Origin of the sequence: Kineococcus gypseus (genome assembly GCF_050871305.1) — a bacterium.
In the GTDB taxonomy this organism is placed as follows: Bacteria; Actinomycetota; Actinomycetes; order Actinomycetales; family Kineococcaceae; genus Kineococcus; species Kineococcus gypseus.
On record NZ_JBJLRD010000005.1, the window covers coordinates 112,465 to 124,820 of the forward strand.

At 78.9% G+C, this 12,356-nt stretch carries 11 protein-coding genes; 10 read left to right on the forward strand and 1 reads right to left on the reverse strand.

From position 1 onward, the window contains the following. The first annotated feature begins 80 nt into the window (after positions 1–80). The 9 genes from ACRYMN_RS03095 to ACRYMN_RS03135 all read left to right on the forward strand — a co-directional run bounded on the left by ACRYMN_RS03095 (position 81) and on the right by ACRYMN_RS03135 (position 10,419). The gene (locus tag ACRYMN_RS03095; protein WP_432491887.1) at positions 81–1,715 is read left to right on the forward strand and encodes a bifunctional uroporphyrinogen-III C-methyltransferase/uroporphyrinogen-III synthase; all 1,635 of its coding nucleotides are present in this window, start codon (positions 81–83) and stop codon (positions 1,713–1,715) included. Further along, positions 1,712–2,722, forward strand: coding sequence for a porphobilinogen synthase (gene hemB / locus ACRYMN_RS03100; RefSeq protein ID WP_432491851.1), 1,011 nt, complete (start codon positions 1,712–1,714; stop codon positions 2,720–2,722). The genes ACRYMN_RS03095 and hemB overlap by 4 nt, the downstream gene beginning before the upstream one ends. A 48-nt stretch (positions 2,723–2,770) precedes the next feature. Beyond that, positions 2,771–4,039 (forward strand): hypothetical protein, encoded by a 1,269-nt coding sequence (locus ACRYMN_RS03105; RefSeq protein ID WP_432491853.1) that lies wholly within the window; start codon positions 2,771–2,773, stop codon positions 4,037–4,039. An 83-nt stretch (positions 4,040–4,122) separates the two neighbouring features. Next, entirely contained in the window at positions 4,123–5,757 is a 1,635-nt protein-coding gene (locus ACRYMN_RS03110; protein ID WP_432491855.1) for an EAL domain-containing protein, read from the forward strand. A gap of 67 nt (positions 5,758–5,824) precedes the next feature. Further along, positions 5,825–7,018 carry an aldose epimerase family protein gene (locus ACRYMN_RS03115; RefSeq protein WP_432491857.1) on the forward strand — a complete coding sequence of 398 codons (1,194 nt, stop codon included), beginning with the start codon at positions 5,825–5,827 and terminating at the stop codon, positions 7,016–7,018. Positions 7,019–7,274: 256 nt separating this feature from the next. Continuing rightward, on the forward strand, positions 7,275–8,096 hold the full coding sequence (locus ACRYMN_RS03120; RefSeq protein ID WP_432491859.1) for a DUF4397 domain-containing protein: 822 nt from the start codon (positions 7,275–7,277) through the stop codon (positions 8,094–8,096). Continuing rightward, complete coding sequence (locus tag ACRYMN_RS03125) at positions 8,093–8,809, forward strand: class F sortase (RefSeq protein WP_432491861.1); 717 nt, start codon at positions 8,093–8,095, stop codon at positions 8,807–8,809. Before ACRYMN_RS03120 ends, ACRYMN_RS03125 begins: the two co-directional genes overlap by 4 nt. Positions 8,810–8,873: 64 nt before the next feature. Then, the gene (locus ACRYMN_RS03130; RefSeq protein ID WP_432491863.1) at positions 8,874–9,542 is read left to right on the forward strand and encodes an RNA polymerase sigma factor; all 669 of its coding nucleotides are present in this window, start codon (positions 8,874–8,876) and stop codon (positions 9,540–9,542) included. Next, entirely contained in the window at positions 9,529–10,419 is an 891-nt protein-coding gene (locus tag ACRYMN_RS03135; protein ID WP_432491865.1) for an anti-sigma factor, read from the forward strand. Before ACRYMN_RS03130 ends, ACRYMN_RS03135 begins: the two co-directional genes overlap by 14 nt. A 42-nt stretch (positions 10,420–10,461) precedes the next feature. Here ACRYMN_RS03135 and ACRYMN_RS03140 read toward each other — a convergent pair whose 3' ends face one another. Further along, a complete protein-coding gene (locus ACRYMN_RS03140) occupies positions 10,462–11,088 on the reverse strand; it encodes a TetR/AcrR family transcriptional regulator (protein WP_432491867.1) in 627 nt (208 codons plus the stop codon). A 212-nt stretch (positions 11,089–11,300) separates the two neighbouring features. On the opposite strand from ACRYMN_RS03140, the gene ACRYMN_RS03145 reads away from it, so the two are divergent. Next, positions 11,301–12,197 carry an alpha/beta hydrolase family protein gene (locus tag ACRYMN_RS03145; RefSeq protein ID WP_432491869.1) on the forward strand — a complete coding sequence of 299 codons (897 nt, stop codon included), beginning with the start codon at positions 11,301–11,303 and terminating at the stop codon, positions 12,195–12,197. The last annotated feature ends 159 nt before the right edge of the window (positions 12,198–12,356 follow it).

The window sequence follows — 12,356 nt, forward strand, 5'->3', positions numbered from 1 at the left end:
CGCCCGGCGCCGCCCCCGGCGCCGCGCCGGAGGTCGGGACGGGGCCCGACGCCCCCTCCGGCACCGGCACCGGGTCCGCTGTGCCCGCGCGCCAGCGCCGCGGCTCCGGGGCGGCCGGCTCCGGCCCGGCCCGCCGGCTGGGCCACGTCTCGTTCGTCGGCGCCGGCCCGGGCGACCCGGGCCTGCTGACGCTGCGGGCCGCGGAGCTGCTGGCCGCCGCCGACGCGGTGGTCGTCGACTGCGCCGCCCACCAGGCGCTGGTGGCCCAGCACGCCCGCGCGGGCGTGCTCGTGGTCGACACCGCCGCCGCGGCCGGCGAGGACGCGCCCGCGCGCGCGGCGCGCGCCAAGCTGGTCGTCAAGGCGGCCCGCACCGGCGGGCGCGTGGTGCGCCTCATGGACGGCGACCCCTCCACCTTCGGCGGCCTCGTCGAGGAGATCACCGCCTGCCGCCGCGCCGGCGTGGCCTTCGACGTCGTGCCGGGGGTCTCCGCGGTCAGCGCGGTGCCCGCCTACGCCGGGGTGCCGATGACCGCCCCCGGCACCACGAGCGTGCACGTGGTGCACCCCGCGGGCCGCTCGGTGGACTGGTCGCACCACGCCGGGGCCGACTCCACCGTGGTGGTGCTGGGCACCGGCGACGACATCGCCGCGGCCGCCGTCGGCCTGCTGGCGGCCGGGCGCGCGCCGTCCACCCCGGTGGCGCTGACCTCGCGCGGCACCACGACGACGCAGTCGACGACCACCACCACGCTCGGCGAGCTGGAGCCGATCGCCACCGCCGTCGACGGTTCGCCCACGACCGCCGTGGTCGGCGACGTCGTCAGCCTGCGCGAGCAGGCGTCCTGGTACGAGACGAAGCCGCTGTTCGGCTGGCGGGTGCTGGTGCCGCGCACCAAGGAGCAGGCGGGGGGCACCACCGCGCTGCTGGCCGAGCACGGCGCCACCGCCGAGGTCGTGCCCACCATCTCGGTGGAGCCGCCGCGCACGCCGCAGCAGATGGAGAAGGCCGTCAAGGGCCTGGTGACCGGTCGCTATGAGTGGATCGGCTTCACCTCCGTCAACGCGGTGCGGGCGGTGCGCGAGAAGTTCACCGAGTACGGCCTGGACGCGCGCGCCTTCTCCGGCCTGAAGGTCGCCGCGGTCGGCGGGGTGACCGCCGACGCGCTGCGCGAGTGGGGCATCGAGCCGGACCTGCTGCCCGAGGGCGAGCAGTCCGCCACGGGCCTGCTGGCCGCGTGGCCGCCCTACGACGAGGTGCTCGACCCCATCGACCGGGTCTTCCTGCCGCGCGCGGACATCGCCACCGACACCCTGGTGGCGGGCCTGCAGGAGAACGGCTGGGAGGTCGACGACGTCACCGCGTACCGCACGGTGCGCGCGGCGCCGCCGGCCGCCCCGGTGCGCGAGGCGATCAAGACGGGCGCCTTCGACGCGGTGGTCTTCACCTCCAGCTCCACGGTGCGCAACCTCGTGGGCATCGCGGGCAAGCCGCACCCGTCCACGGTGGTTGCGTGCATCGGCCCGGCCACGGCGCGCACCGCCGAGGAGCACGGCCTGCGCGTGGACGTGCTGGCCGCCGAGCCCAGCGCCGCCTCCCTCGTGGAGGCCCTGGCCGCCTACGGCGAGGAGCTGCGGGCGGCCGCGGCCGAGGCCGGCGAGCCGGTGCTGCGGCCCAGCCAGCGCAAGTCCGCCGCGCGCCGGCGCACCCGGTGAGCGCCCTGGAGCCCACCCGCCGGGCCGTGCCGGCGCTGCCGGTGCGCCCGCGCCGGCTGCGCTCGACGCCGGCGGTGCGCCGGCTGGTCACCGACGTGCGCCTGCACCCGGGCGACCTGGTGCTGCCGGCGTTCGTGCGCGAGGGCCTGGACGAGCCGCGCCCGGTGCGCACCCTGCCCGGCGTGGTGCAGCACACCCGCGCCTCGCTGGTGGCCACCGCGAAGGAGGCCGTCGCGGCCGGCCTGGGCGGGATCATGCTCTTCGGCGTGCCGGAGCGGCGCGACGCGGTGGGCTCGGGCGCCGACGACCCCGACGGCGTCCTGAACGTCGCGCTGGCCGACGTGCGCGAGGCGGTGGGCGACGAGCTGGTCGTCATGGCCGACCTGTGCCTGGACGAGTTCACCGACCACGGCCACTGCGGCGTGCTCGACGAGCGCGGCCGGATCGACAACGACGCCACGCTGGAGCGCTACGCCTCGATGGCGCTGGCGCAAGCCGCGGCGGGCGCGCACCTGCTGGGCCCCAGCGGCATGATGGACGGGCAGGTCGGGCACCTGCGCGCCGTCCTGGACGACGCCGGCCGCGACGACGTCGCGATGCTCGCCTACGCGGTGAAGTACGCCAGCGCCTTCTACGGCCCCTTCCGCGAGGCCGTGGACTCGCAGCTGACGGGGGACCGGCGCACCTACCAGCAGGACCCGGCCGCGAACGTCGCCGAGGCGCTGCGCGAGCTGCGCCTGGACCTCGCCGAGGGCGCGGACCTGGTGATGGTCAAGCCGGGCCTGCCGTACCTGGACGTGCTGCGCGCGGTGGCCGACGTCGCCGACGTGCCGGTGGCCGCCTACCAGGTCTCCGGCGAGTACGCGATGGTCGAGTTCGCCGCGCGGGCCGGGGCGCTGGACCGCGAGCGGGTCGCGCTGGAGTCGCTGCTGGCGCTGCGCCGCGCCGGCGCGCAGGTGCTGCTGACGTACTGGGCCCTGGAGGCCGCCCAGGGCTGGCTGGGCTGAGGCGCGCGCGCCGTGCGCCACCCCCGGGCGGCGTCGTGGGCGTCGTGGGTGTCGTGGGCGAGCGCGGCGGTGCTGCTCGCCGTCCTGGCGCGATCGCTGCTGACCTCCGCCGCGGCCGTGCGCGAGGCGGTGCGCGCGGCGCGGGGCCCGTTCCAGGTCGTGGAGGGCTGGCAGCTCTCGCAGTACTGGCTCGGCCACGGCGCCGGCTTCGTGCGCCGCGGCCTGCCCGGTGAGGTGCTGGCGCGCGCGGTCGGCGGTGCCCCCGACCTCGCGCAGGCGCAGCGCGCCGCGCTGGGCCTGACGCTGGCGGGCGCGGCCGGTGCGCTGGTGCTCACCGCCGCCCTCGTCCTCGCCGCCCGCGGCGCCTGGCGGCGCGCGGCGCTGGCGGCGGTCGTGCTCTCCTCGCCGCTGACCCTGCCGCTGCTCGCCCACGACCTGGGCCGCTACGACGCGCTGGGCTGGGTGGTGCTGCCCGTGCTGGCCCTGCTGCCCTGGCGCGGGCGCCGGGCGTGGCCCACCGCGCTGCTCAGCGCCGCGCTGGTGGCGGCGGCCACGGCGACGGAGGAGTTCCTCGTCGCCGCGGCGGTGCCGGTCGTGCTGCTGGGCGTGCGCGAGGCGCTGCCCGGGCGGCGCGCCCGGGCGGCGGCCGCCGGGCTGGTGGCGCTGGGCCCCGGCCTGGCGCTCGCGCTGGCCAGCGCGCTGGTGCCGGCCCCGCCGGCGGCCGTGGCGGCGGCCCTGGAGCGCGGCGCCGCGGCCGGGGCCGTGCTGGGCGACCCCAACGCGGTGACCACCCTGGCGGGCACCTGGCGGGCGCAGCTGCGGTGGGTGCGCGACCTGCAGCCGGAGGGCGTGGTGCTGGCCGTGCTCGTCACCGGCGGCCTGGCCGCGGCCGCCGGCGCACTGGCCTGGTGGGCGCTGGGCCGGCCCGCGCCGCGCGCCGCGGCGGCCGCGGGCGCCTGGGCGTCGGCCCTGGCGCTGGCCCTGCACGCCGTGGGCGTGGACCACCGCCGCTGGTGGTCGCTGGCGCTGCTGACGTTCCTGGCGTGCCTGCTGCGCCTGGTGCGCGCGCAGCGGGCGCGCGCGCAGCGGGGCGGCCGCGCCGGCCGGGTCCCGCGGCCCGCACCGGTGCCGGTGCCGGTGCAGCTGGCGGCGGTGGCCGTGGCGCTGCTGGGGCTGCCGGCGCACGACTCCCCGGTGTACCCGCGCTGGGACCCCTCGGTGCCGGGCACGAGCGCGCCGCTGGACGCCGCGCAGGGGCTCTCGCTGCGCGAGGCGGCGCTGCGCGACCTGCTCGGGTGGCGGCCACCCGGCGGCTGAGGACCGCCCGGGTGGTGGGGGACGGTGTGGCGACCGGGTGGTGCGCGCTCCAGGTCGGCGTGCCGGCGGCCGATGCCCCAGCGGTGAGCGGTGCGGGCGACGGCGGGCCGCCCCGGCGCCGGGCGCCGGGGCTGGGCCGCCGCGTCGCCGCGGAGGCGGGGCTGGTCGTGCTGCTCACGCTCGCGGTGACCGTCCTGCTGCGCGACGCGCAGCCGCTGCGCCACGTCGTGCGCTTCGACGACACCCACCCGGGCAGCCCCGCCGGGCTCGTCGTCTTCGCCCTGGCCCTCTCGCACCTCTTCATGCTCGTCTTCGGCGCACGGCGCGGGCGGCAGCTGGCGCGCGAGCACCAGCGGCGCCGGGCGGCGGAGGCCGTCCTGGAGCGCGCGGCCCGCGAGGACCCGCTCACGGGCCTGGCCAACCGCGCCGCCTTCACCGCCGCCCTCGCGGCGGCGCGCACCGAGCCCGGCGCCGCGGCGACGGTCCTGCTCGTCGGCGTCGAGGGCGTGGGCGAGGTCGAGGAGCTGCTGGGGCGCGGCACGGCGGACGCGCTGCTGGCCGCGGTCGGCGCCACGCTGGACGCGCAGGTGCCCGGCGCCGTCGCGCGGGTGGGTGACGACGCCTTCGCGGTGCTGCTGACCGGCGCCGAGGCGCGCGGCCCGGCCGCCGCGGCGCGGGCCCGGGCGCTGCTGGCGGCGCTGCAGGTGCCGCTGGACGCCGGCGGGGTGCCCCTGGAGGTCGCCGCGGCCGTCGGCCTGGCGGCGGCGGCCGGGCCGGGCGCCGGGGACGCGCTGCACCGCGCCGGCGCGGCGCTGGCCGCGGCCCGCCGCGAGGGCGTGCCGGTGCGCCTGCACGACGAGGCGCTCGCCCACCGCCCGGGCCGGCACCTGCTGCTGCACGGGCAGCTGCGCGGGGCCGTGGCGCAGGGGCAGCTGCGCGTGCACTACCAGCCGAAGACCTCGTGCGCGACGGGCCGGGTGACGGGCGTGGAGGCGCTGGTGCGCTGGCAGCACCCCGAGCTGGGCCTGCTGCCGCCCTCGCAGTTCCTGGAGGTCGCCGAGCGCTCCGCCGTGCTGCTGCCGCTGACGGAGGCGGTGGTGCGCACCGCGCTGGAGGACCTGGAGCGCTGGCGCCGCTCGGGCCTGGAGCTCGACGTGGCCGTCAACGTCTCCGCGCGGGCGCTGGGCACCCCCCTGGAGCAGCTGCTGGCGCGCGCCCTGGCCGGGGCCGGCGTGGGTGCGCGGCGCCTGGAGCTGGAGGTCACCGAGACCGCGGTCCTGGCCGACCCGGTGCGCGTGCCGGCGGTGCTGCGCCGGCTGCGCGACGCCGGGCACCGCCTCGCGGTGGACGACTTCGGCACCGGGCACGCGACGTTGACGTACCTGCGCGAGCTGCCGGCCACGGCGCTGAAGGTGGACCGCTCGTTCGTCCAGCACCTGCGCCCCGGCGGCCGCGACGACGACCTCGTGACCGGCACGGTGCAGCTGGCCCACCGGCTGGGCCTGGGCGTGGTGGCCGAGGGGGTGGAGACCGCCGCGGCGTGGTCGGCGCTGGTGCGCGCCGGGTGCGACGAGGCCCAGGGGTACTGGCTGTGCCCGCCGGTGCCCGCCGAGCGGCTGCCCGCGGCGGTGGCCGAGCTGCACGAGCGCCTGCGCCCCGGCGCGGACGCGGAGCCCGCCCGCCGCGGGTCCGTTGACATCGTTGCAGGGGGCCCCTAGCTTCCCGAGCGCCACCGCAGCGGCGCTGCCGCTGCCCGAGCGACGATGCTCAGACAGGGGACCCTCCATGACCGCACCGAACATCAGCCGCCGCAGCGTCGTGCTGGCCGCCACCGCCGCCGGGGCGCTGGCGGGCGCCTCCGCCGCACCCGCCGCCGCGGCCCCGCCGCCCGGGCACCGCCTGCCCGGGGTCACCTCCGAGCCGTGGGGCACCCTGCCCGACGGCACGGCCGTGGAGCGCTGGACGCTCGCCAACGGCGACGTGACCGCCCGCGTGCTCACCTACGGCGGCATCCTGCAGACCCTGGAGCTCGGCGGGCGCCGCGGCCGCGGGGGCCGCGGCACCAACGTCGTGCTCGGCTTCGACGACCTCGCCGGCTACGTCGAGGGCAACAACCCCGGCCCGTACTTCGGCGCGCTCATCGGCCGCTACGGCAACCGCATCGCCGGCGGCCGCTTCACCCTCGACGGGCAGCAGTACCAGGTGCCCCTCAACGACGGCGAGAACTCCCTGCACGGCGGGACGGACTCGTTCGACAAGCGCGTGTGGGCCGCCGAGCCGGTCACCGGCCCCGACCGCACGGTGGGCGTGCGCCTGCGCCTGGTCAGCCCCGACGGCGACCAGGGCTACCCCGGGGAGCTGACCGTGGAGGTCACCTACCTGCTCGACCACTTCGGCCGCCTGCGCCTGGACTACCTGGCCACCACCGACGCGCCCACGGTCGTCAACCTGACGAACCACACCTACTGGAACCTCGCCGGCGAGGGCAGCGGCACGATCTACGACCACGAGCTGACGATGCGCGCCAGCCGGTACACGCCGGTGGACGAGACGCTCATCCCCACCGGTGAGCTGGCGCCCGTGGAGGGCACGCCGATGGACTTCCGCCGCCCCACGGCGATCGGCGCGCGCATCCGCCAGCCGTTCGAGCAGATCCTGTTCGGCCAGGGCTACGACCACAACTGGGTGCTGGACCGCCGCACCGAGGACGAGCTGGAGGAGGTCGCCGTCCTGCGCGACCCGCGCAGCGGCCGCACGCTGAAGATCTCCACGACGGAGCCGGGCCTGCAGTTCTACTCCGGCAACTTCCTCGACGGCACCCTGGTGGGCACCTCCGGCACGGTCTACCGCCAGGGCGACGGCCTGGCGCTGGAGACGCAGCACTTCCCGGACTCGCCCAACCAGCCGGCCTTCCCCTCCACCGTGCTGCGCCCGGGGGAGGAGTACCGCACCACCACGGTGTTCGCGCTCTCCCGCTGAGCGGCACCGCACGGCGCGACCGCAGCACCAGCGCAGCACCGCAGCACCGCAGCACCGCACCACCACCGCAGCACCAGCGCCGCGGTCCCGGGTCCCCGGGGCCGCGGCGCCCGCGCGTGCGGGCCCCTCGCGGGGAGGGTCCCGGGGGAGCCGCCGGAAGAAGTTGAGCACTGGTGCATCCGGGGGCGCCCCTGCGCGCGCAGGAGGGGGTACGAGCGGGACCGCAGGAGGTCCCGCCCCCCACGAGGAGGACACCGTGCGCAAGGCTCTCGCTCTCGCCGCCCTGACCGCCGCCCCCGCCGTCGCGCTGGCCCTGCCCGCCGCCGGGGCCTCGGCCGCGAGCGCCGGCAACGCCACCGTCTCGATCCTGCACGGCGTGCCCGGCCTGACCGTCGACGTCTACGCCAACGGCCAGGAGGTCGTCGGCGACTTCACCCCGGGCACCCTGACCGACCCGCTGAGCCTGCCCGCCGGCTCCTACGACCTGGCCGTCTACCCGGCAGGCTCGGACCCGGCCTCCACCCAGCCGGCGATCTCCGCGGACGACGTGGCCGTGCTGGCCGGCGCGAACGCCACCGTCGTGGCGCACCTGTCCGCCGAGGGCACCCCGACGCTGACCCCGTTCGTCAACGACCCCGGCCAGCTCGCGGCCGGGCAGGCGGGCCTGACCGTGCGCCACGTCGCCGCCGCCCCGGCCGTGGACGTGCGCGCCGGCGGGCAGCCGGTCCTGCGCGGGCTGACCAACCCGAACGAGGCCGACGTCGACGTGCCCGCCGGCACCGTCTCCGCCGACGTGGTCCTCGCCGGCACCGACCAGGTGGCCATCGGCCCGGCCGACCTGACGCTGGCCGAGGGCGTGGAGACCGTCGTGTACGCGTGGGGCTCGGCCGCCGACGGCAACCTGGCCCTGGCCACGCAGACGGTCGACGCGGACGGCTCCTCGCCCTCCGGCGTGGCCGCCGGCGAGGCCGGCACCGCCGGGGCGGGCCTGCCGTGGTGGGTCGCGGCGGCGGGCGCCGTGGCGCTGGCCGGTGCCGCGGTGCCCGCGGTGCGCAGGACGCAGCGCGCCCGCGCGTGAGGTCGCGGGCCCGTCGGGCGCTGCCGGTGGCCTGCGCCCTGCTGGGCGCGGGGCTGCTGGGCGGCTGGTGGGCCGAGCGCCCCGCGGCGGGGTTCGGCGACGTGGTCGCCGCCGCCCCCGCCGCCCCCACCGCTGCCGCGGGGGCCGGTCCCGGAGCGGGCGGTCCAGACCCGGGCCGCCCGCTCCCGGCCGCCCCCGCGGGCCCGGCCGGCCTGGCGCTCCCGCGGGTCGCGGCGCGCCCCGCCGCGCCGGCCCCGCCGGTCCCGGTGGTCGCCCCGGTGGCGCTGCGGGTGCCCGACCTGGGCGTGGACGCGCCCGTCGTCGACGTCGGCGTGGCGCCCGACGGCGGCGTCGAGGTGCCCGAGCGGGCGTGGCGGGTGGGCTGGTACCGCTTCGGCCCGGTGCCCGGCGCGCCCGGCTCGGCGGTCGTCGTCGGGCACGTCGACACCGTGCGCGACGGCCCCGGCGCCCTGCACCCGCTCGCGGGGGCCGAGGCCGGCCAGCGCGTCGAGGTCGTCCTGGCCGACGGCTCGGTGCGCGCCTTCGCCGTCACCGCGCGCCAGCGCTTCGTCAAGGAGGAGCTGCCGGTGGCGGAGCTGTTCGCGCGCACCGGCCCCGCCCGGCTGGTCCTGGTCACCTGCGGGGGCGAGTTCGACCGCCGCACCCGCAGCTACGAGGAGAACGTCGTCGTGGTCGCCGAGCCGGTGCCGTGAACGGCGCGCGCGGCCGGCGCCGCGTCGACTGGCGGAGGCACCGGTGACCCCTACCGTGGAGCTCGTGACCACCCCGGACGCCGTCGCCCTGGGTGACGGCCTCCCCGTCGCCGCGGCCGCCGAGCGGCCCGCGCCCGCCGCGCCCGCCGCGGCCCCGGGCGCGCTGCCGGCGGTGGCCGCGGCCGTCGACGACGCCGCGCTGGCGCGCGCGCTGGTCGCCGGCGACGAGCGGGCGCTGGCGGAGGTCTTCCGCCGCTTCGCGCCCCTGGTCAACGCCCTGGCGCTGCGCAGGCTGCCGGAGGCGGACGCGCAGGACGTGGTGCAGGCGGTGTTCGTGGCCGCGTGGCGCTCGCGCGGCACCTACGACCCGGCGCGCTCGTCGCTGCCGGCGTGGCTGGTGGGCATCACCCGGCACCGGGTGGCCGACGCGCTGCGCGCGCGCCACCGCGACGCGGAGGTCAGCACCGACGAGCCCGAGGCGGTGGCGGGCCCGCGGCTGCAGGCCGAGCCGGACCCGGCCGAGCGGGCCGCCGACCGGCTGGTCCTGCTGGACGAGCTGGACCACCTGGGCGAGCCGCAGCGCACCCTGCTGCGGCTGGCCTTCTTCGAGGAGCTGAGCCACACGGAGATCGCCCGGCGCACCGACCTTCCCGTCGGCACCGTCAAGAGCCACCTGCGGCGGTCCCTGCTGCGCCTGCGCACCCGGCTGGAGGGGGACCGTGCCGCCTCGTGACCCCGAGGGCGCCCCGGCCGGGGAGCTGCCCGCCGCGCACCTCGGGGACGACGAGCTGGTCCTCCTCGCCCTGGGCGAGCGCGTGCCCGGCGCCGAGGAGCACCTGGCCGCCTGCGCCCGCTGCCGCGCCGAGCTGGCCCGCTCCGCGGCCGTGGTGAGCACCGCCCGCTCCTCGCCGGAGCTGCCCGGCGTGCCGGTGCCGGCCGGCACCTGGGAGGCGGTGGCCCGCGAGACCGGCGTCAGCGCCTCCCCGGGCGCCCCCGCCGTCGCGGCACCCGCCGCGGGCCCCGTCGCGGGCCCGGGCGCCCGCCAGCCCGCCGCGGTGGGCGCGGCCGGCGTCCCGGTCCGTCCCGCCGCGGCGCCCCGCGCGGGCGCGCGGCGCTGGCTGGCGCTGGCCGCCGCGTTCGTCGTGGGCGCCGGTGCGGGCGCGGTCGGGTCGCGGCTGGGCGAGCCCGGCGGCACCCCGGTCGCCGCCCCCTCCAGCGCCCCCTCCACGGCGCCGTCCACCGCCCCGACCGGGCCGGGCGCCCCGCCCGGCGCGGCGGTGCTGGCCTCGGGGGCGCTGGAGCCGCTGGACGGCGGCCCGGCCTCCGGTGCGGTCACGGTGGCCGCCGTGGACGGGCACCGCCGCCTGGAGGTCGACGTGCGCGACGTGAGCGCCCCGGGCGACGGCGTGCTGGAGGTGTGGCTGCTCGACGCCGACGGCGGGCTGCTGTCCCTGGGCACCCTGACCGGCGAGCGCCTGCAGGTGGCGCTGCCGGAGTCGGTGGACCTGGCGCGCTTCGCGGTGGTGGACGTCTCCCGCGAGCCGCTGGACGGCGACCCGGGGCACTCCTCGGACAGCGTGCTGCGCGGGGAGCTGGGGCTGGGCGCCTGAGGGCTCCGGGCCCGCGGGGGCGGCGGGGGAGCGGGAGCGCGCTCAGCGGCCCCAGCGCTCGCCCCGCCGCTCCAGGCCCTGCACGAACGCCTCGAAGGCGGCGTCCACGCGCGCGGTGTCGCCGGTGACGAGGCGGTCCAGCACCAGCCCGCGCATGGTGCCCAGCACCGCCGTGGCCAGCGCCGCCGCCTCGGGCGCCGGGCAGCCGGCGCGCACCAGCCCGGCCTCCACCAGCCCCGTGCGCTCGCGCACCGAGCGGCGCACCGCGGCGGCGAGCACCTCGTCGTGCAGGGCGTGCCCGGTGATCGCCAGGAACAGCCGCACGTAGGCCTCGCCGCGCCCGGTGGTGGCCTGCTGCCACAGGGCGCGCAGCGGCCCGCCCTCCTCCGGGCCGCGCCGCTCGCCCTCGAGCACCCGCGGGGCGGTGAAGGCCCGGTCCAGCACCCGCTCGACGATCTCGGCGACGAGCTGCTCGCGGGTGCCGAAGTGGTGCAGCAGCGCGGCGTGGCTGACGCCGGCGCGCTCGGCGACGCGCCGCAGGGACAGCTGGGCCAGGCCGTGCTCGAGGACGTGCTCGGTGGCGGCCTGCAGCAGCTCCTCGCGGCGGTGCCGGTAGCGCAGCCGCCGCCCGTCCACGCGCTCCTCGCTCTCGCTCCCCGCGTCCTCCACGGCGCGAGGCTAACGGCGGGTGAACCTCCTGCCACGTGCCCGCGCGGGGTCCTCGGAGTTGCTTGACCGGTCGGTCAGGCAATGGCTAGCTTGTGCCCCGCGCCAGGGGGTCGGGCTCCCGGGCGGCGGCCGGCGCGAGGGAGCAGCGGGCGCCACCCGGTCGTCGCGTCCCGACGGCGCTCCCGTCTCGACGCCCCCTGGAGAGCACCGCGATGCCGAACACCCTCACGCCCCCGTCCCGCCGCTCGGTCCGCGGGCTGCGCGCCTCGCTGGCCGCCGCCGCCGTCGCCGTGCCGCTGGCCGTGGGCGCCGTGCCGGCGCAGGCCGCCGACAACCCCTACGAGCGCGGCCCGGCGCCGACGACGGCCAGCGTCGAGGCCACCCGCGGCTCCTTCGCCGTCTCGCAGACCTCGGTCTCCAGCTACAGCGCCACCGGTTTCGGCGGCGGGACGATCTACTACCCGACCACGACCACCGCCGGCACGTTCGGCGCCGTGGTGATCGCCCCGGGCTACACCGCGACGCAGTCGAGCATGTCCTGGTACGGCCCGCGCCTGGCCTCGCAGGGTTTCGTGGTCTTCACGATCGACACGAACTCCCGCTACGACCAGCCCTCCTCGCGCGGCGACCAGCTGCGCGCCGCGCTGACCTACCTGACCACCCGCAGCACCGTGCGCGCCCGCATCGACGCCACCCGCCTGGCCGTCATGGGCCACTCCATGGGCGGCGGCGGCACCCTCGAGGCCGTCAAGGACGACCCGTCCATCAAGGCGGCCATCCCGCTGACGCCGTGGAACACCGACAAGACCTGGCCCGAGATCAGCACCCCGACGCTCATCATCGGCGCCCAGGACGACTCCACCGCGCCGGTGGCCTCGCACTCCGAGCCGTTCTACGGCTCGATCCCCACCGCCACCGACAAGGTCTACCTGGAGCTGCGCGGGGCCAGCCACTTCGCGCCGAACTCCTCGAACACCACGATCGCGAAGTACAGCATCAGCTGGCTCAAGCGCTACGTGGACAACGACACCCGCTACACGCAGTTCCTGTGCCCGGCGCCGACCACCACCGTGGCGATCAGCGAGTACCGCAGCACGAACTGCTCCTGACGCGCAGCGCCCGCCGGGGGGGGGGGGGGGGGGTGGCCCCCCCCCCCCCCCCCCCCCCACAGCCCCCAGGAGCCGAGCATGACGCACGAGCCGTACCCGCCCGCCCCGGTGCAGCGGGTGGCCACGGACACCCCCGCCACGATCGCGCTGGTGCTGGGC